Below are 25,429 nucleotides of genomic sequence, written 5' to 3'. Positions count from 1 at the left end.
GGCTGCTCCGAAGGCCGCGGCCAAGCCCGCCGCCGCCAAGGCCCCGGCCAAGGCCGCCGCGCCGAAGCCGGCCGCCAAGCCCGCCGCCAAGCCTGCGCCCAAGGCGGCCAAGGCTGCGGCGGCCCCTAAGGCGGCCAAGCCCCCTGCGGCAAAGTCGACCGCCAAATCTTCACCCGCGCCGAAGAAGTAGCGTGTAGGCTGGACCCTTCGGCGCTTTGGCCGAGGGGTGGGCGAGACGCGTGGCGACTCCGGTGATCATGGTGCACGGCGCCTTCTGCGGCGGCTGGACGTTCGATGCGTTCCGCCGTCCGTTCGAAGCCGCCGGCCACGTCGTCCAGACCCCGGACCTGCTGGGGCACGGCGACGGGTCGCTGGTGGCCGGCCGGTCGATGGCCGACTACGCCCGGCAGATCGCGGCCCTGTGCCGCGCCTGCGACGAGCCGCCGGTGCTGATCGGCCACTCGATGGGCGGGCTGGTGGCCCAGATGGCGGCAGGCCGCGCGCCCGTCTCGCGTCTGATCCTGCTGGCCCCCTCCCCGCCCTGGGGCGTCTCGGGCGCGACGATCGAGGAAGCGGCCTCGGCCGTCAGCCTCTACGCCCTGGGCCCCTACTGGCTGCAGGCCGTCGAGCCCGACTACGGCGTGGTGCGCCGCTACAGCCTGGACCGCCTGCCCCGCGATCGCCGCAAGGCGCTCTACGGCCGCATGGTCGCCGAGAGCGGCCGGGCGCTGTGGGAGACGCTGAACTGGTTCATGGACCCGTTCATGACCACCAATGTCGGGCCCGTCGGCGCCCCGACCCTGGCGATCGCCGGCGGCCAGGACGTGGTCCACCCGCCGGCCACCGTCCGCCAGACCGCCGCCCGCCTGGGCGGCGCCTGCGAGGTCTTCCCCGCCATGAGCCACTGGCTGCCCGGCGAGCCCGGCTGGGAAGAGGTCGCCGAGACCTGCCTCGACTTCATCGCCGACGAGAACCGCGCGGCCGCCTGAAGCGGTTTCGCCCGCCCCGCCGAATGCGGCGGTTTCGCGGCGAGCATCTGGTCTATACACGGCGAAGTGGCGGAACTTTGATAGTATAAAAGGCCGCGTTGCTTAGAAATTCAGCGATGAAACACTAAAGCAACAAAGCGCCTACACTTCAGGAACCTTGACGCACAGGACGAGTTTCTGCGCCGACGAGGTCTGTATGCACGCTTATACCGACAGCCTACAACGACGCCGGGCCGAGGCGCGTTCGTTCGACGATCCGCGCGATCTCGACGACGCCGCCCCGCCGCCGGCGCCCCTGGCCATGCCCGACCAGCCGCTGCATCAGCCGGCCCGGCCGGCCCGCTTCGCGGCCGTCCCGGGCCTGGGCCGGCGACGCGCCGCCCTGGCCGCCTTCTGCGCCGGCTCGACCGGCCTGGCGGTGTTCGCGGTGACCGCGGCCATGGCCGAGGACGGGCTGGAGCCGCTGGAGGTCGCCCACCTCACCCTGATCCTGGTGCTGTTCGGCTGGATGGCCTTCTCGTTCGCCGCCAGCCTGGGCGGGCTGTGGCTGTCGCGGCGGCCGGGCGCCTGGGAGCGGACCATGGCCCGGACCCCGCTGCGGCCTCTGACGCGCCGCACGGCGCTGCTGGCGCCGATCTATCACGAGGACGTCGGCCCGTTCTTCGGCCGCCTGGCCGCGATGCGGGCCGGACTGCACGCCCTGGGCCTGACGCCGATGTTCGACATCGTCGTGCTCAGCGACAGCCGCCGGCCCGAGGTGATCGCCGAGGAGCGGCGGGGCTTCTCCGCCTTCCGCCGGGGCGGCGCGGGGCCGCGCGCCTACTACCGCCATCGCCCCGAGAACATCGACCGCAAGGCCGGCAACGTCGCCGACTGGGTGCGCCGCCACGGCGGGGCCTACGACCACATGGTGGTGCTGGACGCCGACAGCCTGATGGACGCCCCGACCCTGTGGCGGCTGGCCGCCGCCATGGAGGCCGACCCGTCGCTGGGTCTGATCCAGACTGCCCCGGCCATCGTCGGGCGACGCACGGTGTTCGGCCGGCTGGAGCAGTTCGCCAACACCCTGTACGGCCCGCTGGCGGCCTGGGGCGTGGCCTGGTGGAGCGGGACCGAGGGCAACTACTGGGGCCACAACGCCATCCTGCGGGTCGAGGCCTTCGCGCAGTCCAGCGGACTGCCGCACCTCAAAGGAAGAAAACCGTTCGGCGGCCACATCATGAGCCACGACTTCGTCGAGGCCGCCTTCCTGCGCCGGGCCGGCTGGGGCGTGCGCCTGGCGCCCGCGCCCCTGAACGACGATTGGGGCGGCAGCTTCGAGGAGAGCCCGCCCACCCTGATCGACCACCTGATCCGCGACCGGCGCTGGTGCCAGGGCAACCTGCAGCACCTGGGCGTCCTGGGCGCGCGGGGCCTGCATCCGGTCAGCCGCCTGCACCTGGCGCGCGGCGTGCTGAGCTACGCCCTGGCGCCGCTGTGGATCGCCCTGGTGGTGACCGGCGCCCTGCTGTCGGCGCCCGAGGCAGGGACGGACGACGGCGGCGGCTATCCGCTGGCCGGCGCGATCGTCCTGGCCGTCAGCCTGACCTTCGTCCTGGCGCCCAAGCTGATGTCCTATGGGATGATGCTGGCCGAGGGCCGGGCGCGGCGGTTCGGCGGGGCCTGGCGGGCCCTGGCCAGCGTCGGCCTGGAGACGGTCGCCTCTACCCTGACCGCGCCGATCATCATGGCGGCCCACACCCGCGCCCTGCTGTCGGTGGCCCTGGGCCGCGACGCCGGCTGGTCGGCCCAGCAGCGCGACGAGGGCCGGCTGCGCGGCCGCGCGGCCCTGGCCTTCCACTGGCCCGAGATGCTGATCGGCCTGGGCCTGGCGATCATCGGACCAGCGATGGGCTCCAGCCTGTCGCCGTGGCTGGCGGTGGCGGCGGCCAGCCTGGTCGCCGCCCCCTTCATCGTCTGGTGGACGGCCAGCATCGGCCGCGGCCTGCGCCTGCGGAACGCCGGCCTGCTGCTGACGCCCGGCGAGCGCCCTGAGCCCCGGTGGGCCCCTCAGTGGGCCGGCGTGAACAGCTTCAGCCCCAGGATGCCCGAGACGATCAGCGCCAGGCAGACCAGCCGCCCGGCCGTGGCCGGCTCCTTGAACAGCAGGATGCCGACGACCGCCGTGCCGACCGCGCCGACGCCGGTCCACACCGCATAGGCCGTGCCCAGCGGCAGCGACTTCACGGCCCAGCCCAGCAAGCCCATGGAGGCCACCAGGCTGATCGCGGTCAGGATGGTGGGGATGGGGCGGGTGAAGCCCTCGGTGAACTTCAGGCCCACGGCCCAGCCGATCTCGAACAGACCGGCGACGAAGAGGATGATCCAGGCCATGACCTGCTCCTGTTGACCTCGCGAAGAGGTGAGCGGGGTCGTCCCCGGAAAAAAGGAAAAGGCGCGGGGTCGTCCCCGCGCCTTTTGACTAGATAGGACCATCGGACGGGAGGGCAAGCCTCCCGTCGCCGGCCGCCTTAGCGGCTGGTGGTCGAGTACAGGATCTGGGCCTGCTCGTAGTTCTTGCCGATCGAGCTGTCGTCCAGCTTCTTCAGGCGCATGTAGACCAGGCCGGCGTGGCCGTCGGCCCAGGCGTCGTCCCACGAGACCGTCAGGCGCTTGACGTCGCTGACCGTCAGGTCGTTGCGGATCAGGCGCAGCTGCGGCTTGTTCTCCCAGGTCGCCCAGTCGTGCAGGGCGTTGGCCAGGGCCTGGGCCTGGGCGTCGCCCTGGGCGTACTGGATGGTGACGGTGCAGACGTTCTTGTTCGAGCCGGGGTTGTCGACGGCGATCAGATACGGCTTGCCGATATCCATCACCCACTGCTCTTTTTTCTTCTTCATGCCGGCGGCCTTGGCCAGGGTCGGCATGTCGCCGCCGACGACGGCGGGCTTGCAGACCTTGTCCAGCACGCCGAGCAGCTGAAGCGAGACGGGGTCGGTGGTCGGCGGACCGCGGGTCGGCGCGACATATTCCGGAGCCTGGCCGGCCGGCGGCGCGGCCACGGCGGGGGTCGCGGTCATGGTGTCGGCCGGAGCAGCGGGGGTGGCGGGCGTCTGCGCCGCGGGCGCGGCGGCCGGCGCGGCGGCCGGAGCAGCAGCGGGAGCGGCAGTCGGAGCGGTTTGCTCCTGGGCGACGGCGGTCGAAACCGCGCCGAGGGCAATCAGGCTGGCGAGCGCAAGGCGCATGGTCGAGTTATCCCCGTTAGGCAAGAGGTCGGCATTAAAACCGACAGGCGTTCCCTCGCAACCCTTATGGTGACGGATTAAGGCGGAGAATGGGTCACAGGTGTAATTTTCTCGCCGGAGGGGTGCGGCCTAGCGCCTCAGGGACGAAAAGCAGGCCATCGCGCCTCGACCTGGCGCCTCCGCATCGCTCCACAGCTGTTTCGTCGCACCCCACAGTCCAGCTCTAGGCGCCCCTCGGGGCCCATGCAACCTTGAGCTACACAATCTGTGCGCGAAGCCTTCAGTGTGGAGAGTAGGCATGTCCATCAATACCCTCGGCTACGGTGACCCCCTTCTGGCCGAGGAGGACGCGCTGAACGCCGCCCCCGACGCGCCGATCGACGCCGACGGCGGCGACAACACCATCTCGGAGGACGCCCTCACCGGCGCGGTCGTCGCCGGCCTTTCGCTGGGCTCCCTCGACGCCGACGGCGACACCCTGACCTGGTCGCTGCTGGACGACGCCGGCGGCCGCTTCGCCATCGACGCCGCCACCGGCGTGGTCACCGTGGCGGACGCTGGCCTGCTGGACTTCGAGACCGCGACCTCCCACCAGATCGTCGTCCAGGTCAGCGACGGGACGGACGTCTCCTCGGAGACCTTCACCATCGCCGTGACCAACGCCGCGCCGACCGCGCCGGCGGACACCGACGCCGCCGCCAACACCGTGTCCGAAGACGCGGTCAACGGGACGGTCGTGGCCGGCTTGGCGATCGCCGCGACCGACCCGAACGGCGGGACGCTCACCTACAGCCTGACCGACGACGCGGGCGGCCGCTTCGCCATCGACGCCGCCACCGGCGTGGTCACCGTGGCCGACGCCAGCCTACTGGACTTCGACGTCGCCGCCGCGCACCAGATCGTCGTGCGCGTCAGCGACGGGACCGCCGGTTCGGCGGCCGACACCACCTTCACCATCGACGTGGCCAATGCGGCCCCGACCGCGCCGACCGATGTCGACGCCGCCGCCGACAGCGTCTCGGAAGGCGCGGCGAACGGCGACCTGGTCGGGATCACGGCCTCGGCGACCGAGGCCAAGACCGGGGCGGTGAGCTTCAGCCTGTCCGACGACGCCGGCGGCCGCTTCGCCATCGACGCCGCGACCGGCGTGGTCACCGTGGCCGACGCCGGCCTGCTGAACTTCGAGACCGCGGCCTCGCACCAGATCGTCGTGCGCGCCACCGACGCCCAGGGCGCGTTCTCGAGCCAGGCCTTCACCATCGCGGTGGCCAATGTCGCCAACGACGCGCCGGTGGACGGCGACGGCGCGGCCAACACCATCTCCGAGGGCGCGGTGAACGGGGCCGTGGTGTCGGGCCTGTCGCTCGGCGCCGCCGACGTCCACGGCGGCCCGCTGGTCTACAGCCTGCTCGACAACGCCGGCGGCCGCTTCGCCATCAACGCCGCCACGGGCGTGGTCACGGTGGCCAACGCCAACCTGCTGAACTACGAGGCGGCCACCTCGCACCAGATCGTCGTCCAGGCCGCCAGCGGCTCGGAATCGGCCAGCGCCGCCTTCACCATCGACGTGCTGAACGCCGCCCCGGCCACGCCCACCGACACCAACGGCGCGCCCACCCTGGTGTCCGAGCACGCCACGAACGGGACGGTGGTCGGCGGCCTGACGGTCGGCGCGCCCGACCCGCACGGCGGGACGGTGACCTACAGCCTGACCAACGACGCCGGCGGCCGCTTCGCCATCAACGCCACGACCGGCGTGGTCACCGTGGCCAACGCCGGCCTGCTCGACCACGACACCCAGGCCAGCCACACGATCACCGTCCAGGCGTCGGACGGTTCGCTGGCCAGCACGGGCAACATCGTCGTCAACCTGATCGACGAGCTCGACAGCTACTGGACCGGCACGGCGGGCAACGACGGCTTCACCGTACCCGACGTCCAGGACTGGCAGCTTACGGGCGGCGAAGGCAACGACACCCTGAACGGCGGGGTCGGCGACGACATCATCATCGGCGGCTACGGCGACGACGTCATGACCGGCGGCGGCGGCAACGACACCTTCCTGATCGGCCGCGACGAGGGCTGGGACATCGTCGACGGCGGCGCCGGCACGGACACCATCCGGTTCACCGCCGGCAACCTCGTGGTCAACTTCCGGGGCCTGGCGGGGATCGAGGCCGTCAACACCGGCGGGTTCGCCAACGTCGGCTTCCAGGGCGGCGACCGCAACGACCTGCTCGACTTCAGCGGCGTGGCCAGCACCGGCACGCTGACCATCGCCGGCGGCGAAGGCCACGACACCATCTACGGCACCAACGGGCCCGACATCCTGTACGGCCAGAACGGCAACGACACGATCTACGGCCTGGACGGCGACGACGTCATCGTCGGGGGCGAGGGCTACAACGCCCTGTACGGCGGCGGCGGGGCCGACCTGTTCCTGGTCGACGAGACCTCCGGCCAGAACGTCTTCGACGGCGGGGCCGGCTACGACGAGATCCGGGCCTCGACCCGGAACACGATGATCGCCATCTCCAGCCTGACCGGCGTCGAGAAGATCAGCTCCGGCGGCTTCACCAACGTCCAGATCGGCCTGGCGAACCTGCTGTCCTTCGCCAACTGGGACTTCACCAACGTCGAGATCACCGGCGTCACCCAGATCGTCGGCGGCAACCAGGCCGACGTCATCGTCGGCAGCGCGGGCAACGACGTGATCGACGGCGGCGCCGGCCCCGACACCCTCTCGGGCGGACTGGGCAACGACACCTTCGTCTCGGGCGGCCCCGACAACCGCTACGACACCATCGACGGCGGGGCCGGCTGGGACAGGCTGCTGGCCAGCGCCAACGGGTCGGCGTTCCAGATCGCCGCGATGACCGGCGTCGAGGAGATCTCGACCGGCGGCTTCAGCAATGTCCAGATCATCAGCGGCCTCGGCTCGGAGACCCTGGACCTGCGCAACATCACCGTGACGGGCAGCCTGAGCCTGATCCACATGAACGCCGGCGACGACACCTTCTACGGGACCGCGGGGGCGGACATCGTCGACGGCGGCACCGGCAACGACTACATCGACACCGGCGACGGCAACGACATCATCCGGGTCAGCAACAACCAGGGCCTGGACGTGGTCCACGGCGGGGCCGGCTACGACACGGTCGTGGCGCAGGACAGCGGCGTCTGGATCATCTACAGCACCCTGGAGGGCATCGAGGCGATCCAGGGCAACGTCTTCTCGGACACCCGGATCATCGGTTCCGACCTCGGCCCCGACAAGGTCGACGTGATCGACCTGCGCAACATCGCCGTCACCCAGGTCGGCATGATCGACGCGGGCCTCGGCAACGATATCGTCTACGGCTCGGCGGGCGCCGACAACGTGGTCAGCAACGGCGGCAACGACCTGATCTACACCGGCGGCGGCAACGACAAGATCAGCTTCTACCAGAGCGCCGGCATCTCCGCGGTCGACGGCGGCGACGGCTACGACACCCTGGTCGCGGCCACCGACTATGCGGTCATCAACATCAGTTCGATGACCGGCATCGAGGCCGTCGCGGCCGAGAGCGCCAACGGCACCAGCCACACCGGCATGGGCTTCACCGACGGGGCCGACACCTTCGACTTCTCGGCCATCGCCGTGTCGGGCATCACCTTCACCGACCTGCGGGGCGGGGATGACGTCTTCATCGGCTCGTCCACGGGCGAACGCATCATCGGCGGACTGGGCCACGATGTGATCACCGGCGGCGGCGGGGCCGACGACTTCGACTTCAACGCCGTGGCCGAGATCAACCACGACATCATCACCGACTTCATCAGCGGCGTGGACAAGATCGACTTCGCTACGATCGACGCCCGGACCAACCTCAACGACGACCAGGCCTTCACCCTGATCGGGACCTCGGCCTTCACCGGCGTCTCGGGCCAGCTGCGCTACGACGTCTCCGGCGGAGAGGCCGTCCTGCAGGGCGACGTGAACGGCGACGGCCTGGCCGACTTCTACGTCCACGTCCTCGGGGTCACCTCGTTCACGACGAGCGACTTCTTCCTCTAGGCCGCGTCCCCTCGGGAACGCCGAACGGTCCGGACGCCCTCGCGTCCGGGCCGTTTTGCCTTCGACGATGGTCTCAGGGCTTGGCGGTGCTCAGCACGAAGGTCGCCGCGTCGGGGAAGTTGGCGACGACCACGTACATCTTCAGGTTCGGATAGGCGGGCGAGACATAGGTGCCCTTCTGGATCAGCTGGTTGTCCTCGGCGGTCTTCACGAAGCCCGACCCGACGGCGATGCCGGCGTGGATCATGATGTTGCGCAGCATGGTCGAGAAGGCGGCCGGGTCGCCGGTGACCGGCTGGGCGCCGTCGTAGTAGCCGACCTGGCAGTAGCCGTCCTGCGGCGACTGGGCCAGGTACAGGCGGGCGGTCTGGGGCGAGACCCAGACCTTGGTGGCCGGTCCCTGCCACATCGCCTTGATCGAGGCCGGCGCCGGCTGCCAGTTGAAGGTGGCGGCCGTCGAGGCGATCGCCGCGACATTGGTCCCGGCCGGCAGGCAGACGCTCTTGAAGACATCGACGACCTGCTGCCGATAGGTCGGGACGGCCTGGGCCGAACCGACGGCCAGGAAACCGGCCAGCGTCAGGATGGTGGCTAGGACGCGCATCGCGACTCCCCCGGCGCCGACGGGCGCGGCCCCCAGACTAGCCGCAATCCACCATCGGGAGAACATCGTTATCTCTGCAACTTCGCTCCGGGACCGGAAACCGGGAATTGCGGGGGCCGAACGAGGTCTTTGCCGTATGGCGGCGCGGGGTGGGCGACGGGAAACTGGGGGCGTTCCGGCGCGCGAAGCCTGGAGCTCCTACGAGGAGGATTCGATGACCTTGGCGGAACTGGTTCCCCTGGGCGTCAAGATCAGCATCGTGACGATCGTCTTCGCGCTGGGCCTGAGCGCCCGGCCCAGGGACCTTGTCCATCTGGTCCGGCATCCGGCCCTGGCGGCGCGATCGGCGCTGGCGATCATGCTGGTCATGCCGATCGTGGCGGTGCTGCTGGTCAAGTTCGTGGGCCTGTCCGCGCCGGTGGCCATCATGCTGATCGCCCTGTCGCTGGCCCCGACGCCGCCGATCCTGCCCCGCAAGCAGCTCAAGGCCGGGGGCGACGCCAGCTACGCCATCAGCCTGCTGGCCACCATGGGCCTGGTGTCGATCCTCTGGGTCCCCCTGGCCCTGGAGCTGATCCAGCGGGTGTCGGGCCTGCCGCTGGGCATCGCGACCCCCAAGGTGGCGTCCGTGGTCGCCGTGACGATCCTGATCCCGCTGCTGGCCGGGATCGCCCTGGCCTATTTCGCGCCGGCCCTGGCCGCGAAGCTGGCGCCGATCGTCTCCAAGGCCGGCCTCCTGCTGCTGGTGGTGGTCGCCCTGCTGATCCTGGTCAGCCAGTGGCGGCACATGGCCGGCCTGGTGGGCGACGGGACGGTGCTGGCGTTCGTGGCCTTCGTGGTCGTCGGCCTGGCCGTGGGCCACGCCCTGGGCGGACCCGACCCCAGCGACCGCACCGTCCTGGCCCTGGCGACCGCGTCCCGGCACCCCGGCCTGGCCCTGGCCGTCGCCCACGTCAACTACCCCGACGCCAAGGCGCTGGTCGCCGCCGTGCTGTTGTTCCTGGTGGTCAACATCGTCGTCTCGATCCCGTACGCGGCCTGGCGCAAGCGGGCCGGCGCCGCGGACGCGCTCAAGCTCTGACGCCCCGCGCTAGTCGTGCGGCCCCTGGCTCTTGAGGGCCGACAGCATCGCCGCCGCGCCGATCCCCGTGCCTTCCTGCGAGGGCGGGAAGGCGTGCAGGCTCTGCATGAAATCCTGGATGGGCGGCATCAGGATCGGCATGATCCAGGACTTCTCCTTCATCCACAGGAAGTGCCCGCCGGTCTCGGGGCTGCGCTCGTAGGGGTCGGCCTTGATGTCGACGATCATGCCGCCGGGCAGCTTCTTGGCCGCCTCCAGCCACTTGTCCTTGATCGCCAGGTGGATCTTCCACTCGTCGATCCGCACCGCCGTCAGCTCGGTCTCGGCGAAGTAGAAGAACTCGCGCCGCGCCGACTTGCCGTCCGGCTTGGTCAGCAGGTCCAGCTGGTTGTAGCCGTCGAGGTGCAGCTTGACCTCCACGCCCCCGACCTTCCGCCCCTTGAGCAGGTCGGACTTCACGGTGGCGTCGCCGGCCGCCGCCAGCAGGGTGGGGACCCAGTCCTCGCTGGTCATGAAGCCGTCGGTCCAGCTGTTCGCCGCGATCTTGCCGGGCCAGCGCACCAGCATCGGCACGCGGAAGCCGCCGTCCCAGGTGGTGCCCTTCTCGCCGCGGAACGAGGCCGAGCCGGTCATCGGCCAGTGCGCCAGGTTGGCGCCGTTGTCCGAGGTCAGCAGCACGATGGTGTCGTCGGCCAGGCCCTCGGCGTCCACCGCGTCCAGCAGCTTGCCCACCAGGGCGTCCAGCTGCAGCACGGCGTCGAAATAGGGTGTGTGGCCGCTCTTGCCCAGCCAGTCCTTGGAGACGTGGATCTGCTGGTGCATGCGCGAGGGGCAGTACCAGAGCAGGAAGGGATTCCCGTCCGCCTTGCGGGCCTTCACATAGGCGATGGCGTCGTCGGTGAACTCGTCGTCGATCGTGCCCATCCGCGTGCTGCTCAGCGGCCCCAGGTCTTCGATCGTCTGCCTGCCCACCCGGCCCCAGCGCGGGTCCTCGGTGGGATCGTCGACGTCGCTGGCCTTGCTGTGGATGATGTTGCGCGGCCGCCCGGCGAAGTCCGGGTCCTTGGGGAAGTCCGGCTGCTCGGGCATCTCCATCATGTTCAGGTGGTAGAGGAAGCCCTTGAATTCGTCGAAGCCGTGGACCGTCGGCAGGAACTCGTTGCGGTCGCCCAGGTGGCTCTTGCCGAACAGGGCGGTGGCGTAGCCCCTGTCCTTCAGCAGCGCGGCCAGGGTCACGTCCTTGGGCTGGAGGCCGACCTTGCTGCCCGGCTGGCCCACCGAGGTCAGGCCGGTGCGGATCGGATACTGCCCCGTCAGGAACGCGGCGCGGCCGGCCGTGCAGCTGGGCTGGGCGTAGTAGTCCGAGACCATCATGCCTTCGCTGGCGAGGCGATCCATGTTGGGCGTGCGCACCGCCCCGACGCCCCGGTGGTAGGCCGACAGGTCCATGGGAGCCATGTCGTCGATCATGATCGCGATGATGTTCGGGCGAGTCGAACCGTTCGAGGATGAGGCCATCTCGATCTGCTCCAGGGCGTCTGCCGGTATTTCCGGGGAGGCTAGCCGCCGCGCCCGAGACCGGCACTCCGGGGGAACCCGATCCGCCCGCGGGAAATACCCGGCGACAGGCGCCCCGTCTCCCGAGCCGCCCAGCCCTGGATTCCGGGTCCGCCCCGAACGCGAAACGGCCCGGACGCTCTCGCGCCCGGGCCGTCTTGCCTTCAGCGATGAAGCCGGCGCTTAGACCGCTTCGACCGCGTGTTCGGCCAGGATCGTGAAGCCGTCGGGACCGACGTCCGCGAAGCCGCCCTGGATGTCGAACAGGCGCACGGTCGAACCGTCGCGCACCGTGACCCGGCCTTCGCGCAGGGTGGTCATGAACGGCGCGTGGTTCGGCAGGACGCCGAAATCGCCTTCCGTGCCGGGGGCGTCGACCTGGTCGACGTCCGCCGAAAACAGTTCGCGCTCGGGCGCGACGAGGGAGAAGTGCAGCTTAGCCATCAGTCATGAGTCTCCACGGCGCCCAGGGCCGCTTCGATGTCTTCGTCGGTCTGGATCTCGGTCCCGCAGAACGGGCAGAAGCGGATGGTGGCCAGCACGACGCCGGTTTCACCACCCTCTTCCCGATGACCCAGATTGAGCAGGATCAACCCGCTGTCGTGCTCGATCAGCGCGTCTTCGGGATCCGAAGACACCGCATCCTCGAGCTCTTCGCAGCAGAAATTGATCAGCTCGTGTTCGTCGGTCATTACGCTTCGCCAGCCATCTTCTCGGCCTTGGCCACGGCTTCCTCGATCGGGCCGACCATGTAGAAGGCGCCTTCCGGCAGGTGGTCGTACTCGCCGTCCACGATGCCCTTGAACGAGCGGATGGTGTCCTTCAGCTGGACGAAGGCGCCCGGCGTGTTGGTGAACTGCTCGGCGACGTGGAACGGCTGCGACAGGAAGCGCTGAATCTTACGGGCGCGGGCGACCGTCAGCTTGTCCTCTTCCGACAGCTCGTCCATGCCCAGGATGGCGATGATGTCCTTCAGGGCCTTGTACTGCTGCAGCACTTCCTGGACCGAGCGGGCCACGTTGTAGTGCTCTTCGCCGATCACCAGCGGGTCCATGATCCGCGAGGTCGAGTCCAGCGGATCGACGGCCGGGAAGATGGCCTGGGCGGCGATGTCGCGCGACAGAACGGTGGTGGCGTCCAAGTGGGCGAACGAAGCGGCCGGGGCCGGGTCGGTCAGGTCGTCGGCGGGCACGTAGATGGCCTGGACCGAGGTGATCGAGCCCTTGTTGGTCGAGGTGATGCGCTCCTGCAGGTTGCCCATCTCGGTGGCCAGGGTGGGCTGGTAGCCCACGGCCGAGGGGATGCGGCCCAGCAGAGCCGACACTTCGGCGCCGGCCTGGGTGAAGCGGAAGATGTTGTCGACGAACAGCAGCACGTCCTTGCCTTCCTCGTCGCGGAAGTATTCCGCGATCGACAGGCCGGTCAGGGCGACGCGGGCGCGGGCGCCCGGGGGTTCGTTCATCTGGCCGTAGACCAGGGCGCAGCGGCTGCCTTCGGTCGAGCCGTTGTTGGCCTTCGGGTCGACGTTGACGTTCGACTCGATCATCTCGTGATACAGGTCGTTGCCTTCGCGGGTGCGTTCGCCCACGCCGGCCAGGACCGAGTAACCGCCGTAAGCCTTGGCGATGTTGTTGATCAGTTCCTGCATCGTCACGGTCTTGCCGACGCCGGCGCCGCCGAACAGGCCGATCTTGCCGCCCTTGGTGTAGGGGCACATCAGGTCGATGACCTTGATGCCCGTGACCAGCACTTCAGCGGTGTTGGTCTGGTCGGCGAACGACGGGGCGTCGCGGTGGATGGTGCGGAAGATGTCCGACTGGATCGGGCCCTGCTCGTCGATCGGCTCGCCGATGACGTTCATGATGCGGCCCAGGGTGCCGGGACCGACCGGAACGCGGATCGACTCGCCGGTGTCGCGCACGGCCTGGCCGCGGACCAGACCTTCGGTGGCGTCCATGGCGATGGCGCGGACGGTGTTCTGACCCAGGTGCTGGGCGACTTCGAACACCAGGCGCTGGCCCGAAGCGGTGTTGACCGTCTCAAGCGCGTTCAGGATGGCCGGCAGCGGGCCTTCGAACTCGACGTCGACGACGGCGCCGATGACCTGCACCAGCTTGCCGGTGGCAGCGCCGATGGAGGCGGCGGCCTTCGGGGCCGAAGCCTTGGCGGCGGCCGGAGCCTTGGGCGCGGCGGCCTTCTTGGCGGGAGCGGCGGCGGCGGCCTTCGGAGCGGCGGCAGCCTTCGGGGCGGCGGGCTTCTTCACGGCGGCCGGCTTGGCGGCGGCGGCGGGAGCCTTAGCGGGGGTCTTGGCCATGGCGTTCAGGGTCTTTCGTACGGGCTCGTGCGGCGTTTTATGGTTGGGTTCAGGATCAGACGGCTTCGGCGCCGGAGATGATCTCGATCAGCTCCTTGGTGATCTGAGCCTGGCGGGAACGGTTGTATTCGAGGGTGTAGCGCTTGATCATATCGCCCGCGTTGCGCGTGGCGTTGTCCATCGCCGTCATCTGGCTGGCGTAGAAGCCGGCCATGTTGTCGAGCAGGGCCGACAGGATCTGGACCGTCAGGTTGCGCGGCAGCAGGGTCTCGAGGATGGCCTCTTCCGAGGGCTCGTACTCGTAGACGGCGGCCGGACCCGAGGTCGCTTCCGCGCCCTCGACCACGGCCGGGACCAGCTGCAGGGCGGTCGGGACCTGCTGCACCACCGACTTGAAGCGGCTGTAGAACAGGGTGACCACGTCGACCTCGCCGCCTTCGTAGGCGCGGATGACGACGTCGGCGATCGGCTGGGCGACTGACAGGGTGAACTGGCGATAGGCCGACAGGTCGAAGTTCTCTACCACCTTGTCGCCATAGGGGCGCTTCAGCTGGGCGGTGACCTTCTTGCCGACGCAGACGATCTTCACGTCCTTGCCGTCGCGGATCAGCGTGTCGATCCGCTCGCGCGCGGCGCGGACGATCGACGAGGTGAAGCCGCCGGCCAGGCCGCGGTCGGCGGCGGCGACGATCACCAGGTGACGGTCGTCACGGCCGGTGCCGGCCAGCAGGGCCGGAGCCCCGTCGCCGGACACGCCGGCGGCCAGGTTGGCGATGACGTTCGACAGGCGCCGAGCGTACGGACGGGCGGCTTCCGCCGCGTCCTGGCTCCGGCGCAGCTTGGCCGCCGCCACCATCTGCATCGCTTTCGTGATCTTCTGCGTCGCCTTGACGCTCGAGATCCGATTGCGCATTTCCTTTAGGCTTGCCATCCGCCTATCAGACCTTCCTAAACAACCACCAGGTGCTGTCGTCCATCACGGTCGTTCTTCTCCAGAAGAACCCGTAATCGACCAACTGCAGATCTGGGAACATATCCATGTAGAGCGAGCCAAAATCGTTCTTGAACAGAAGATCTTGTTCGCCACGGTAGGTAATCGTTTCAGCCTTCGGCGAAAAATACTCGGAGCAGAAGACGTACTTGGAAGCCACGCGGTGCACTTCGCGCATCGTCGCCTCCAGCTGGCTGGGATCGACGTGGATCAGGACGCCGGCCGTGAAGGCCATGTCCACCGCGCCGTCGGCCAGCGGGATGCTGTGACCGAAACCCTCGAACAGCCGCTCGGCCGGCAGGACGCCGTTCTCGATCAGCTGCTTGCGGGCCGAAGCGTTGGGCTCGATGGCCCATTGCTCCATGTCCGACAGGGCCTGGATGCCCAGGAGGTTGAGGCCGACGTTCGGCCCCACTTCCAGGACGCTCTTAGGCATGTCGCCGGTCATGCGCGAAAGCACCTCGCCCCAAACCCGGGTGCGGCCGCGGACGGCCTCGACGGTGGCGCCGCTACGTTGCGTGTAGCGGTCGCCGAACTCGCCGGACCATGCGTCCAAGGATTTGGGGTGATCAGCCATCGATCAGCTAGGCAAAGGTCGCCGAGAAGCTGTCGAGCACGCTCTTCAGCGTGTTCTCCAGGTCCTTGTCGAGGGCCTTCTTGGTGCGGATGCCGTCCAGCAGGTCCTTGTGGGCGCTGTGCAGGCGGGCCAGGAACTCGGTCTCGAAGCGGCGAACCGACGAGGTCGGGATCTTGTCCAGATAGCCGCGCGTGCCGGCGTAGATCACGCAGACCTGCTCTTCGACCGACTGCGGGGCGTACTGCGGCTGCTTCAGCAGCTCGGTCAGGCGTTCGCCGCGGGCCAGCATCTTCTGGGTCGAGGCGTCCAGGTCCGAGCCGAACTTGGCGAAGGCGGCCATCTCGCGATACTGGGCCAGTTCGCCCTTGATCGGACCGGCGACCTGCTTCATGGCCTTGATCTGGGCCGACGAGCCGACGCGCGACACCGAGATGCCGACGTTCACGGCCGGGCGGATGCCCTGGTAGAACAGGTCGGTTTCCAGGAAGATCTGGCCGTCGGTGATCGAGATCACGTTGGTCGGGATGTAGGCCGACACGTCGTTGGCCTGGGTTTCGATGATCGGCAGGGCCGTCAGCGAGCCCGACCCGTTGTCTTCGTTCAGCTTCGCGGCGCGTTCCAGCAGGCGCGAGTGCAGGTAGAACACGTCGCCCGGATAGGCTTCGCGGCCCGGCGGGCGGCGCAGCAGCAGCGACATCTGGCGGTAGGCGACGGCTTGCTTGCTGAGATCGTCATAGATGATCAGGCCGTGCAGGCCGTTGTCGCGGAACCACTCGCCCATGGCGCAGCCCGAGAACGGGGCCAGGTACTGCAGCGGGGCCGGCTCCGAGGCCGAGGCGACGACGACGATCGTGTATTCCAGGGCGCCGTGCTCTTCCAGGGTCTTGACGATCTGGGCGACGGTCGAGCGCTTCTGGCCGATGGCGACGTAGACGCAGTAGAGCTTGGCGCTCTCGTCCTTGCCGGCGTTGGCGGCCTTCTGGTTCAGGATGGTGTCGATGGCGACGGCGGTCTTGCCGGTCTGACGGTCGCCGATGATCAGCTCGCGCTGGCCGCGGCCGACCGGGATCAGGGTGTCGATCGACTTCAGGCCGGTCTGCACGGGCTCGTGCACCGACTTGCGCGGGATGATGCCCGGGGCCTTGACGTCGACGCGGCGACGCTCGGTGAACTGGATCGGGCCCTTGCCGTCGATCGGCTCGCCCAACGGGTTGACGACGCGGCCCAGCAGGCCGCGGCCGACCGGCACGTCGACGATCTCGCCGAGACGGCGGACTTCGTCGCCTTCCTTGATGGCCTGGTCCTGGCCGAAGATCACGGCGCCGACGTTGTCGCGCTCGAGGTTCAGGGCCATGCCCTTCACGCCGGCCTTCGGGAACTCGACCATTTCGCCGGCCTGGACGTTGTCCAGACCGTAGATGCGGGCGATGCCGTCACCGACGGACAGCACCTGGCCGACGTCGGAGACGGCGGCTTCTTCGCCGAAATTGGCGATCTGCGACTTGAGGATGGCCGAAATCTCGGCGGCGCGGATGTCCATGGCTGTCTTGGGCTCTCTGCGATCTATTTTTTGGGCGCGCTTATACGCTTAAGCGCGCTTGAGGGCGAATTTCAGGGAATCGAGCTTCGAACGGAGCGAGGCGTCGAACAGGCGGGAGCCGACACGCACCTTGATGCCGCCCAGGATGGACGGATCGACGCGGGTCGAGATTTCGGGGGTCTTGCCGACGGCCGTGGCGACGGCGGCCGACACGCCCTTCAGCTGGGCGGCGGTCAGGGCCTTGGCGGTGACCACCTCGGCGGTCACGACGCCGCGGTGCTGGGCCGACAGCTCGACGAAGGCGCTGATGGCGCCCATCAGGTCGCCGGCGCGGCCGTTGCTGGCCACCAGGCCCAGGAACTTGGCGGTCAGCAGCTGGAACTTGGCCTTGGTCGCCACGGCCACCAGGCCCTTGGCCTTGTCCTCGGCCGAGAAGGCGGGGCTCTCGATCAGCCGGCGCAGGTCGGCGCTCTCGGCCGCCATCGCCCGCAGAGACTTCAGGTCGGCCTCGACCTTGGTCAGCTGGTTGCTCTCGATCGTCAGTTCGAACAGGGACTGCGCATAGCGCTGACCCGCATCCGTCGCCTTGGTTTCGTCCGCCACTTGTTCCGCCCGGTGCGTTGCAATCGCCGCGGACAAGAAGATTAACCCTCATCCCGGCTTAAAGGCTTGAGCGCGCTTGGAAAAAGCGCATGGACGGCCGGCGCTGACGCGCTGCCCTGTCCGAAGCCGCGCGCCTGATAACACGCAGCCTTCGCAGTCGCAACCAAGGCCAATGCGTAAGGAGCGACGGCTTTTCGTAAAACAGGTCCGGCTACGCTTGGGTGACCCTGCGGAACACCGCCGAGGCGGCGGCGACCAGGTTTCCGTCGTCGGTACGGAGCTCGGCCTGGGCGAAGACCAGGCTGCGGGTCGAGCGCTCGACCCAGGCCTTGCCGGCCAAGGGTCCGTCCGCGACGGACGCGCCGTAGTCGACGGTCATCGAGGTCGGCTCGGCGTCGGGCCCGGCGATCTCGCGCAGGGCGTCTTCCAGCAGGGCGGCGGTCGAGGTGCTCATGAGGGTCCCATAGTCCCAACCCGGACAAAGAAAAAGGGCGGCGGAACCGGTCCGCCGCCCCATAGGCGAATGCTCGAGGAAACAGCCGGACAGGGCGGGGCCCCAAAAGCGTCCGGGTAGATAAGAGACGACTTACTTCGAAGCCGTCTGCACGCCGGCCTTGGCCGAGGCGTTGCAGCGGGTCAGGTCGTCGGCGTCCAGCGACTTGGTGTCGCCGCCGAAGGCGGCCACGGGGCCGACTTCCTTGGCGAGCGCCTTGCACGCCACGGCGGTCAGGGCCCGCGACGGGGCGGCGGTCGAGACGCACTCGGCGCCGTCGCAGACGAAGACGGCGCCGCCGGCGACGACCTTGGTCTTGGCGGCGACCGGGTTTTGCAGGGCGACGGCGATGCGGCCGTCGGCGAAGGCCGAGCCGGCGAACAGGCAGGTCGTCAGGGCGGCGGCAGCCGCCAGGGATTGGAGCTTCATGAGAGAGCCCTCCAGCGTGTACAGGGGAGTGGAGATCGAATGATCGGCGATAAGCTGTACTGGTCGCTCCAACCCGGGGATGTCGGCATCGGTATCCCCACCGATGCTTCGGATCAGAACTAAGCACTGCTTAGATATCAGCGTTCAGAAATTGCGCAAGCGAAAATTATTTCGCATGAGCATTTTTTAGTGAAACGGGCGCCTTTTCCGGAAACGGCCCGGCCGCGCTGAGGAAACGGCGGGGTCCTGGAGAAAACGGCGCGGCGCTCACGCCCTTTCGTAGAGGCTCGCGATGGTCGTCACGGCGTTCTCCGCCTCGGCCCGGTCGGGTCGCTCGACGTCGATCCCGTAGCCCCACATGTCGCTGTCGCCGACATACTGCACGACGATCCCGTCCGGCCGCGGCAGCACCGATACGTGCTTGTAGTAGACCCCGTAGTGGACCTCGGGCTGGGCGGCCAGCCAGGCGATCTGGCCGCGCACCGGGGTGATGGTCTCGTCCTTCCACAGCGCCCGCGCGCCGTAGCCGGTGCAGTTGACCACCACCGGCTCGCTCAGCCGCGCCAGGTCGGCGGGGGTGTCGAAGGTCATGGCCACGATCCGGCCGCCCTCGGCCAGGAAGTCGTTGGTCAGCATGTGGGCCAGGTCGCTGACGTTGAACTGCATCGAGGTCCCGTGCCGGACCCGCTCGACCGGGAACGGGTGCGACCCGGCCGGCAGGTCCTGGAAGCCGGGCACGATGTCGTGCAGCCGCTCGCCGTACTCGGCGAAATGGACCGACCCGGCGGGACGGGGCCCGCGCGGACCGCCGGCCCCGCCGCCGAGCAGCGTGTAGCGGTCGCTCCACGACACCGGCTCGCCCGGCAGGCCCAGAAGGGTCTGGTAGGCGGCGTAGGACGCGCGGGCCATCTCCTCCCACAGGGCCGGGAAGCCGGGGGCTGCCTTGTCGGCGTCGGCGACGCGCGAGTCCGGCGACCAGGTGCCGGTGGCGCGGAACGAGCGGGTCTGGGGCGTGCGCTCCTTGGCGTAGATCGTCACCTTGGCGCCGGCCCGCTGCAGCAGCAGGGCCGAGGTCAGGCCCAGGGCGCCGCAGCCGATCACCGCGACCTCCTTGGTCCCGCCCTCCAGGGCCTTGCCGGCGGCGATGGTGCTGGAGCCCCACGACAGCGACCAGCCGCTGCCGCCGTGGCCGTAGTTGTGCACCACCCGCTTTCCGGCGACCTGCTCGACGTCGAGGCGGGGTCCGGCGGCTCGGAACGGGCGCAGGCAGACGGTGATCTTGGTGATGCGGTCGACGCTCATCCGCAGCGGGGCCAGCGGCGGCACGACGAAGGCGGGCCGGGACGGGGCGATCAGGCCGCTCGCGGTTCCGCCCTGGGTCACGCAGCCGGCCAGGCTGGTCGCGCCAAGCCCGCCCAGTCCCGCCAGCATGGCCCGCCGACTGCTCGTCGTGATCATGGACGCCTCCCCATACTGACCGCGCCGACCCTAACCAGGGGCCCGGGCTCCCGCCAAGCGCGTTCCCCCACGTCACGGTTGTCGTCCGCCCGAAGGGGGGCGCATGCTGCTTTTCAAGGCTCACAGAAGCTTCGAGGAGACGCGGTCATGGACTTCAATCCGCCGGCGGAACTGACGGCATATCTGGCGACTCTGGACGCGTTCATCGCCGACACCATCGCGCCCCTGCAGGCCGAGCACGACAACGAGCGCTTCTTCGACCACCGCCGCGAATGGGCCCGCACCGACTGGGACGGCGGCGGCCTGCCCCGGCGCGAGTGGGAAGAGCTGCTGGCCAAGGCCCGGGGCCTGGCCGACGCCGCCGGCCACTACCGCTTCGCCCTGCCCAAGACGTACGGCGGCCAGGACGGCTCGAACCTCTGGATGGCGGTGATCCGCGAGCACCTGGCGGCCAAGGGCCTGGGCCTGTTCAACGACCTGCAGAACGAGCACTCGATCGTCGGCAACAATCCGTTCGTGCTGATGATCCGCGACTTCGGCCGGCCCGACCAGCAGCACCTGATCCCCGACATGCTGGACCGCCACGCCTTCCGCCCGACCTTCGGCCTGACCGAGCCGAACCACGGCTCGGACGCCACCTTCATGGAGACCCGCGCCGTCCGCGAGGAGCGCCACGGCCAACCAGGATGGCGGATCGACGGCGAGAAGATGTGGACCACCGGCATGCACGTGGCCACCCACTGCGCCCTGTTCGCCCGCACCGGCGGCGAGGACGGCGACGCGCGGGGGATCACCTGCTTCCTCGTGCCGGCCCATGCGCCGGGCGTGAAGATCGAGGAGTACCTCTGGACCTTCAACATGCCCACAGACCACCCGCGGGTCAGCTTCACCAACGTCTGGGTCCCGGACGGGGCGATGTTCGGTCCCGAGGGCGGCGGCCTGGCCCTGGCCCAGCACTTCGTGCACGAGAACCGCATCCGCCAGGCGGCCTCCAGCCTGGGGGCGGCGGTCTTCTGCATAGAAGAGAGCGTCAAGTACGCGCGCACGCGCAAGCCGTTCGGCAAGGCCCTGGCCGAGAACCAGGCCATCCAGTTCCCGCTGGTCGAGCTGGCCACCCAGGCCGAGATGCTGCGCCTGCTGATCCGCAAGACCGCCTGGGAGATGGACCAGATGACCAAGCCGGAGGTCGAGAAGCGGCTCTCCGACAAGGTCTCGATGTGCAACTACTGGGCTAACCGCCTGTGCTGCGAGGCCGCCGACCGGGCCATGCAGGTGCACGGGGGCCTGGGCTATTCGCGCCACAAGCCGTTCGAGCACATCTACCGCCACCACCGCCGCTACCGGATCACCGAGGGCAGCGAGGAGATCCAGATGCGCAAGGTCGCCGCCTGGCTGTTCGGCTACATCGGCCCGCGCAAGGCGGCGTTCGCGGCCGAGGGGGTGTAGGTCTTATCCCGCCACCGGCTCGGGCTTCGGAAAGACCCATCGTCCCTCCCGCACTTCCGCGCGCGGCCGATAGAGGCGCACGAGGTAGTTCCAGCCGGGGGGAACCGAGAGGCAGTTGGGGCCACCGCCCTCGCATCCCCCGAACCGCACCGTGATGGAGCCGTCGGCGTCCTTGTCGGCGGTGATGCTGTTGATGGTGTAGCTGTCGCGGCTGTTGGGCTCGAAATAGCCGGCCGCATTATAGATGCTGATCGACCAGAAGCCGTCGACCGGCACGTCCTTGACCGTCAGCCGATGGACGGTCCGGCCGTCGTTGGCCTCCGGTTGACCGCCGATGTACATCGCCTCGGAGTCCGGATTGCCGCCCCAGCCCGCGGCGGCGCCGACCAGGCGGCGAAACGGATCAACCTCCGTCCGCGAACCGAACGCGTGCTCGAAGTTCGAGAGCCCCGAGCCCAGCACCTTCAGGGCGTCGCGAACCTGGGTCAGGCTGGCCTGGTCCCAATCGGGAAAATCGGCGGCTCCGACCCCGGCCTGGGTGACGGTCACCGCGTCCTGCAGCCGATGAACCGCCTTCACGTCGGCGTCGTCGGTCGGATCGACCAACGTGCGCACCAGCGCGGCGACATATCGCGTGCCGATGTCGGCCTTGGTCAGGACCCTGCGGGCCGGCGCGTGCTCGACGCCGTGCGTATAGTGGTCCTCGTCGATGATCTGCAGCGCCATGTACCGCGCGCCGGCGTCGGGCAAGGTGATCGTCACGTCGCCGGCGTCCAGGTCGAAGAGTCCCTGACTGTACAGCGTGTCGCGATTGAGCCGGACGACATCCTGCTTGTCGATCGCGGCCGGCTCCCTGACGTGGGAGAATTTCCCGAGCGCTCCGTTCCTGACGAAGCCGAGCATGTAGTTGTCGGTTTCGGCCCGGACGAAATTGTCGGCGTTTACAATCACGGACATGACGCGCCCTTCCTGTGGACCCCCACAGGATCAAGGGCGACGGCGACCGCCCGCAATCGGGGAGACCCCGGAGCCAGGGCGTGGAAACCCGTGGGGCCGCGCCTTCGACCGTCCCTACGCGCCTGACGTTTCCATGATGACAAGCGCGCGCATTGCGTGAAAATACAAGCTCAGGTCGTTATCGCGTTTGCATCGGCGGGACGCGCGTCGTTAGTGTGCCTGGAACGCCGCCATACTTGGATCCAACCCGGTTCGAAGGGACTTCCATGCGCATGCTCAGAACCCTCACCCGTCTCGCGCCTGTTCTAGCCGCCACGATCCTGCTGGCGGGCTGCGGGATCAACACCATCCCCACCCAGGACGAGGCGACCAAGACCGCCTGGGCCGAGGTGCAGAACCAGTATCAGCGCCGCTCCGACCTGATCCCCAACCTGGTGGCGACGGTGAAGGGCTACGCGGCCCAGGAGAAGGGCGTGCTGGTCGAGGTCACCCAGGCGCGCGCCAGCGCCACCCAGGTCAAGGTCGACGCCTCGACCATCACCGACCCGGCGCAGTTCGAGCAGTACGCCGCCGCCCAGGACAAGCTGTCGGGCGTGCTGGGCCGGCTGATGATGATCCAGGAAAGCTATCCGGAGCTGAAGTCCAACCAGAACTTCCTGGCCCTGCAGAGCCAGCTGGAGGGCACCGAGAACCGCATCTCGATCGCCCGGCGCGACTACAACAACACCGCCCAGGTCTACAACACCACACTGCGGACCTTCCCCAGCATCATCTGGGCCAAGACCCTGTACGGCAGCCAGAAGCCGGCCCAGCTGTTCCAGGCCACGGCCAACGCCCAGTCGGCGCCCAGCATCGACTTCAGCGCCCCGCCGGCCCCGGCGGCCAGCACCCAGCCCGCCCCGGGGAACTAGGTGATCGCGCCGGGCGCATCTCTCCTCCCCCGTGAAACGGGGGAGGTGGCCGCGCAGCGGTCGGAGGGGGCGTCCCGCCGCCGCGACGCGCCCGCTCGACGCCCCCTCCGTCACGATGCGTATCCGCATCGCGCCACCTCCCCCGCCGCGCGGGTGAGGAGCTATGTGCTCGTCTTCCTGGCGCTGTTCCTCTTCGCCCTCCCCGCTCTTCCCACGTCCGCCCTGGCCGCCGCCCCGACCTTCCCGCCCCTGACCGGGCGCGTCGTCGACGGCGCGAACATCCTGTCGCCGCAGGTCGAAGCCGAGCTGACGACCAAGCTGGAGAACCTGGAGAAGACCAGCGGCCGCCAGCTGGTGGTGGCCACCGTGCCCAGCCTGCAGGGCTACGAGATCGAGGACTACGGCTACCAGCTGGGCCGCGCCTGGGGCATCGGCGAGAAGGGGACCAACACCGGCGCCCTGCTGATCGTCGCCCCGGCCGAGCGCAAGGTGCGGATCGAGGTCGGCTACGGCCTGGAGCCGATCCTGACCGACGCCCTGTCCAGCGTCATCATCCAGACGGCCATCCTGCCCAAGTTCAAGGCCGGCGACCTTGAGGGCGGGGTCACGGCCGGGACCGACGCGATCATCCAGCAGCTGGGCCTGCCCGACGAGGAAGCCAGGGCCAAGGCCGAGCAGGCGTTCAAGGTCTCGCAACAGGCCGAGCGCAACACCGGCCCCTCGCCGATCCTGGTCCTGATCGTGCTGTTCATCGTCATCGTGATCCTGAGCAACATGTTCAGCCGGCGCGGCCGGCGCGGCGGCCTGGGCTCGGCCCTGCCCTGGATCATCCTGAACGGCATGCTGAGCGGCGGCCGGGGCGGCGGCGGCGGTTTCTCCGGCGGCGGCGGTGGCGGCGGAGGCTTCTCCGGCGGCGGCGGCTCGTTCGGCGGCGGCGGATCTTCGGGGAGCTGGTGATGCACACGCTTTCGCAGACCGACCAGGAACGCATCGCCAAGGCCGTGGCCGAGGCCGAGAAGACCACCGCCGGCGAGATCTATTGCGTGCTGGCCCCAGAGGTCGGCGACGACCGCGCCGTGCCGCTGATCTGGGCGGCCAGCGCGGCCCTGCTGCTGCCGGCCCTGGCCCTGCTGGCGGGCTTCCGCCCCGAGATGCTGAGCCGGCTGTTCGGCGGCTGGAGCGTCGGCCACGAGGCCGCCCACGACGTGGCCATCCTCTCGGCCCTGCTGACCTATGTCGGCCTGCAGGCGGCGATCTTCGCGGTCACGGCCGCCCTGGTCTCGATCCCCGCCGTGCGCCGGGGCCTGATCCCCGGGCCGGTCAAGACGGCGCGGGTCCGCCACGCGGCCATGGACTATTTCCTGGCCAAGGACCTGCACCTGACCCGCGAGCGGACCGGGGTGCTGATCTTCGCGGCCCTGGCCGAGCACCGCGTCGAGGTGATCGCCGACGCCGGCATCCACGCCGCCGCGCCGGCGGCGGTGTGGGACGCGGTGGTGGCCGACCTGGTCGCCGGCCTCAAGCGCGGAGCCGTGGCCGACGGCTTCGTGGCCGCCATCGCCCGCACCGGCGCGATCCTGGCCGCCCACGTCCCGCCGCGCCCGGGCGACGTCAACGAGCTGCCCGACGGTCTGACGGTGCTGCCACGATAGGACCGCCGCGCGGGCTACATCCGCCGCCGTCGCGCGTTCTGGGCGTGACGACCAGGAGGATCCGATGAGCGACCAGGACGACTTCACCGCCTTCCTCGACCGGCGCCGGGCCGTGGCCCAGGCCTATGTGAACGGCGACGCCGGGCCGCTGGGCGAGATCGCCGCCCAGGCCAATCCGGCCAGCTTCTTCCCGCCGGGCGGGGGGCGCGAGCAGGGGGCCGGCCACGTGACCGCCGTCAACGCCCGCGGCGCGCGCAGCATGGCGCCCGGCGGCGAGACGACCCTGGAGATCCTGCACAGCCAGGCCAGCGGCGAGCTGGCCTATTGGACCGGCCTGCAGCACGCCAGCGTGCTGTTCGCGGGCAAGGACCAGCCGGTGGAGATGCACCTGCGGGTGACCGAGATCTTCCGCCGCGAGGACGGCGACTGGAAGATGATCCACCGCCACGCCGACCTGCTGGCCGAACCGCAGCCGAAATAGGACCGGGGACGCGCCCCCCAACCGGGGACGCGCCCTTGCGGCGTGTCCCCAAGTCCTGGCCCCGTGGA

The 25,429-nt window shown here is 69.3% G+C and carries 23 protein-coding genes and 2 pseudogenes; 10 read left to right on the top strand and 15 right to left on the bottom strand.

The features are described 5' to 3' along the window. Nucleotides 1–239: 239 nt before the first annotated feature. Nucleotides 240–989 (top strand): alpha/beta fold hydrolase, encoded by a 750-nt coding sequence (locus BR39_RS0110265; RefSeq protein ID WP_156035680.1) that lies wholly within the window; start codon nt 240–242, stop codon nt 987–989. A 196-nt stretch (nt 990–1,185) separates the two neighbouring features. Beyond that, a pseudogene (gene mdoH / locus BR39_RS0110260) lies at nt 1,186–3,021 on the top strand (glucans biosynthesis glucosyltransferase MdoH); the annotation flags it as partial. Nucleotides 3,022–3,038: 17 nt separating this feature from the next. Here the strand turns inward: mdoH and sugE are convergent. Next, nucleotides 3,039–3,362 carry a quaternary ammonium compound efflux SMR transporter SugE gene (gene sugE, locus BR39_RS26980; RefSeq protein WP_029910904.1) on the bottom strand — a complete coding sequence of 108 codons (324 nt, stop codon included), beginning with the start codon at nt 3,360–3,362 and terminating at the stop codon, nt 3,039–3,041. Between the two features lie 137 nt (nt 3,363–3,499). Next, nucleotides 3,500–4,210 (bottom strand): hypothetical protein, encoded by a 711-nt coding sequence (locus BR39_RS0110250; RefSeq protein WP_029910903.1) that lies wholly within the window; start codon nt 4,208–4,210, stop codon nt 3,500–3,502. A 298-nt stretch (nt 4,211–4,508) separates the two neighbouring features. Between BR39_RS0110250 and BR39_RS25725 the strand changes: the two genes are divergently transcribed. Further along, complete coding sequence (locus tag BR39_RS25725) at nt 4,509–8,267, top strand: S-layer family protein (protein ID WP_029910901.1); 3,759 nt, start codon at nt 4,509–4,511, stop codon at nt 8,265–8,267. A 73-nt stretch (nt 8,268–8,340) separates the two neighbouring features. Here BR39_RS25725 and BR39_RS0110240 read toward each other — a convergent pair whose 3' ends face one another. Further along, nucleotides 8,341–8,871, bottom strand: a complete 531-nt coding sequence (locus tag BR39_RS0110240) for a hypothetical protein (protein WP_029910899.1) — start codon at nt 8,869–8,871, stop codon at nt 8,341–8,343. A 214-nt stretch (nt 8,872–9,085) separates the two neighbouring features. On the opposite strand from BR39_RS0110240, the gene BR39_RS0110235 reads away from it, so the two are divergent. Then, a complete protein-coding gene (locus tag BR39_RS0110235) occupies nt 9,086–9,952 on the top strand; it encodes a bile acid:sodium symporter family protein (protein ID WP_029910896.1) in 867 nt (288 codons plus the stop codon). A gap of 9 nt (nt 9,953–9,961) precedes the next feature. Here the strand turns inward: BR39_RS0110235 and BR39_RS0110230 are convergent, their stop codons facing one another. The 11 genes from BR39_RS0110230 to BR39_RS0110175 form a co-directional block, all read right to left on the bottom strand. Further along, on the bottom strand, nt 9,962–11,470 hold the full coding sequence (locus BR39_RS0110230) for an arylsulfatase (RefSeq protein ID WP_051695402.1): 1,509 nt from the start codon (nt 11,468–11,470) through the stop codon (nt 9,962–9,964). A 222-nt stretch (nt 11,471–11,692) separates the two neighbouring features. Continuing rightward, on the bottom strand, nt 11,693–11,953 hold the full coding sequence (locus BR39_RS0110225) for an ATP synthase F1 subunit epsilon (RefSeq protein WP_029910888.1): 261 nt from the start codon (nt 11,951–11,953) through the stop codon (nt 11,693–11,695). Beyond that, complete coding sequence (locus BR39_RS0110220) at nt 11,953–12,201, bottom strand: hypothetical protein (protein WP_029910885.1); 249 nt, start codon at nt 12,199–12,201, stop codon at nt 11,953–11,955. Before BR39_RS0110220 ends, BR39_RS0110225 begins: the two co-directional genes overlap by 1 nt. Continuing rightward, the gene (gene atpD / locus BR39_RS0110215) at nt 12,201–13,823 is read right to left on the bottom strand and encodes a F0F1 ATP synthase subunit beta (protein WP_029910883.1); all 1,623 of its coding nucleotides are present in this window, start codon (nt 13,821–13,823) and stop codon (nt 12,201–12,203) included. The genes BR39_RS0110220 and atpD overlap by 1 nt, the downstream gene beginning before the upstream one ends. 55 nt (nt 13,824–13,878) lie before the next feature. After that, nucleotides 13,879–14,754 (bottom strand): F0F1 ATP synthase subunit gamma, encoded by an 876-nt coding sequence (locus BR39_RS0110210; protein ID WP_029910880.1) that lies wholly within the window; start codon nt 14,752–14,754, stop codon nt 13,879–13,881. 7 nt (nt 14,755–14,761) lie between these two features. Next, nucleotides 14,762–15,370, bottom strand: coding sequence for a pseudaminic acid biosynthesis-associated methylase (locus BR39_RS0110205; RefSeq protein ID WP_231499433.1), 609 nt, complete (start codon nt 15,368–15,370; stop codon nt 14,762–14,764). 28 nt (nt 15,371–15,398) lie between these two features. Beyond that, the gene (atpA, locus tag BR39_RS0110200) at nt 15,399–16,931 is read right to left on the bottom strand and encodes a F0F1 ATP synthase subunit alpha (RefSeq protein WP_029910875.1); all 1,533 of its coding nucleotides are present in this window, start codon (nt 16,929–16,931) and stop codon (nt 15,399–15,401) included. 48 nt (nt 16,932–16,979) lie between these two features. After that, nucleotides 16,980–17,534, bottom strand: coding sequence for a F0F1 ATP synthase subunit delta (locus tag BR39_RS0110195; RefSeq protein WP_029910872.1), 555 nt, complete (start codon nt 17,532–17,534; stop codon nt 16,980–16,982). A 211-nt stretch (nt 17,535–17,745) separates the two neighbouring features. Then, complete coding sequence (locus BR39_RS0110190; protein WP_029910869.1) at nt 17,746–17,988, bottom strand: PaaI family thioesterase; 243 nt, start codon at nt 17,986–17,988, stop codon at nt 17,746–17,748. 132 nt (nt 17,989–18,120) lie between these two features. Further along, nucleotides 18,121–18,456, bottom strand: coding sequence for a hypothetical protein (locus BR39_RS0110185; protein ID WP_029910866.1), 336 nt, complete (start codon nt 18,454–18,456; stop codon nt 18,121–18,123). Between the two features lie 267 nt (nt 18,457–18,723). Continuing rightward, nucleotides 18,724–19,914, bottom strand: a complete 1,191-nt coding sequence (locus BR39_RS0110175; protein WP_029910863.1) for an FAD-dependent oxidoreductase — start codon at nt 19,912–19,914, stop codon at nt 18,724–18,726. Nucleotides 19,915–20,061: 147 nt separating this feature from the next. Between BR39_RS0110175 and BR39_RS0110170 the strand changes: the two genes are divergently transcribed. Next, the gene (locus BR39_RS0110170) at nt 20,062–21,360 is read left to right on the top strand and encodes an acyl-CoA dehydrogenase family protein (protein WP_029910860.1); all 1,299 of its coding nucleotides are present in this window, start codon (nt 20,062–20,064) and stop codon (nt 21,358–21,360) included. Nucleotides 21,361–21,363: 3 nt separating this feature from the next. Here BR39_RS0110170 and BR39_RS0110165 read toward each other — a convergent pair whose 3' ends face one another. Further along, on the bottom strand, nt 21,364–22,317 hold the full coding sequence (locus BR39_RS0110165) for a DUF1254 domain-containing protein (RefSeq protein WP_197026674.1): 954 nt from the start codon (nt 22,315–22,317) through the stop codon (nt 21,364–21,366). A gap of 266 nt (nt 22,318–22,583) precedes the next feature. Between BR39_RS0110165 and BR39_RS0110160 the strand changes: the two genes are divergently transcribed. The 5 genes and pseudogenes from BR39_RS0110160 (at nt 22,584) to BR39_RS0110140 (ending at nt 25,361) form a co-directional block, all read left to right on the top strand. Continuing rightward, complete coding sequence (locus tag BR39_RS0110160; protein ID WP_029910854.1) at nt 22,584–23,228, top strand: LemA family protein; 645 nt, start codon at nt 22,584–22,586, stop codon at nt 23,226–23,228. A gap of 99 nt (nt 23,229–23,327) precedes the next feature. Then, nucleotides 23,328–23,399, top strand: a pseudogene (locus BR39_RS27435) (hypothetical protein); the annotation flags it as partial. Beyond that, entirely contained in the window at nt 23,394–24,185 is a 792-nt protein-coding gene (locus BR39_RS0110150; RefSeq protein WP_029910851.1) for a YgcG family protein, read from the top strand. The pseudogene BR39_RS27435 and the gene BR39_RS0110150, both read left to right, overlap by 6 nt. Continuing rightward, entirely contained in the window at nt 24,185–24,880 is a 696-nt protein-coding gene (locus tag BR39_RS0110145) for a TPM domain-containing protein (protein WP_029910848.1), read from the top strand. Before BR39_RS0110150 ends, BR39_RS0110145 begins: the two co-directional genes overlap by 1 nt. 64 nt (nt 24,881–24,944) lie before the next feature. Continuing rightward, nucleotides 24,945–25,361, top strand: a complete 417-nt coding sequence (locus tag BR39_RS0110140) for a DUF4440 domain-containing protein (RefSeq protein WP_029910846.1) — start codon at nt 24,945–24,947, stop codon at nt 25,359–25,361. The last annotated feature ends 68 nt before the right edge of the window (nt 25,362–25,429 follow it).

It is taken from the genome of Caulobacter sp. UNC358MFTsu5.1 (assembly GCF_000712075.1).
Classification (GTDB): domain Bacteria; phylum Pseudomonadota; class Alphaproteobacteria; order Caulobacterales; family Caulobacteraceae; genus Caulobacter.
This window is presented reverse-complemented; position numbering and strand designations above follow the sequence as displayed.

Coding starts and splice junctions, on each gene's coding strand:
- sugE (WP_029910904.1), bottom strand. CDS start 3,362: ATGGCCTGGATCATCCTCTTCGTCGCCGGTCTGTTCGAGATCGGCTGG.
- BR39_RS0110250 (WP_029910903.1), bottom strand. CDS start 4,210: ATGCGCCTTGCGCTCGCCAGCCTGATTGCCCTCGGCGCGGTTTCGACC.
- BR39_RS25725 (WP_029910901.1), top strand. CDS start 4,509: ATGTCCATCAATACCCTCGGCTACGGTGACCCCCTTCTGGCCGAGGAG.
- BR39_RS0110240 (WP_029910899.1), bottom strand. CDS start 8,871: ATGCGCGTCCTAGCCACCATCCTGACGCTGGCCGGTTTCCTGGCCGTC.
- BR39_RS0110235 (WP_029910896.1), top strand. CDS start 9,086: ATGACCTTGGCGGAACTGGTTCCCCTGGGCGTCAAGATCAGCATCGTG.
- BR39_RS0110230 (WP_051695402.1), bottom strand. CDS start 11,470: ATGGCCTCATCCTCGAACGGTTCGACTCGCCCGAACATCATCGCGATC.
- BR39_RS0110225 (WP_029910888.1), bottom strand. CDS start 11,953: ATGGCTAAGCTGCACTTCTCCCTCGTCGCGCCCGAGCGCGAACTGTTT.
- BR39_RS0110220 (WP_029910885.1), bottom strand. CDS start 12,201: ATGACCGACGAACACGAGCTGATCAATTTCTGCTGCGAAGAGCTCGAG.
- atpD (WP_029910883.1), bottom strand. CDS start 13,823: ATGGCCAAGACCCCCGCTAAGGCTCCCGCCGCCGCCGCCAAGCCGGCC.
- BR39_RS0110210 (WP_029910880.1), bottom strand. CDS start 14,754: ATGGCAAGCCTAAAGGAAATGCGCAATCGGATCTCGAGCGTCAAGGCG.
- atpA (WP_029910875.1), bottom strand. CDS start 16,931: ATGGACATCCGCGCCGCCGAGATTTCGGCCATCCTCAAGTCGCAGATC.
- BR39_RS0110190 (WP_029910869.1), bottom strand. CDS start 17,988: ATGAGCACCTCGACCGCCGCCCTGCTGGAAGACGCCCTGCGCGAGATC.
- BR39_RS0110185 (WP_029910866.1), bottom strand. CDS start 18,456: ATGAAGCTCCAATCCCTGGCGGCTGCCGCCGCCCTGACGACCTGCCTG.
- BR39_RS0110175 (WP_029910863.1), bottom strand. CDS start 19,914: ATGATCACGACGAGCAGTCGGCGGGCCATGCTGGCGGGACTGGGCGGG.
- BR39_RS0110170 (WP_029910860.1), top strand. CDS start 20,062: ATGGACTTCAATCCGCCGGCGGAACTGACGGCATATCTGGCGACTCTG.
- BR39_RS0110165 (WP_197026674.1), bottom strand. CDS start 22,317: ATGTCCGTGATTGTAAACGCCGACAATTTCGTCCGGGCCGAAACCGAC.
- BR39_RS0110160 (WP_029910854.1), top strand. CDS start 22,584: ATGCGCATGCTCAGAACCCTCACCCGTCTCGCGCCTGTTCTAGCCGCC.
- BR39_RS0110145 (WP_029910848.1), top strand. CDS start 24,185: ATGCACACGCTTTCGCAGACCGACCAGGAACGCATCGCCAAGGCCGTG.
- BR39_RS0110140 (WP_029910846.1), top strand. CDS start 24,945: ATGAGCGACCAGGACGACTTCACCGCCTTCCTCGACCGGCGCCGGGCC.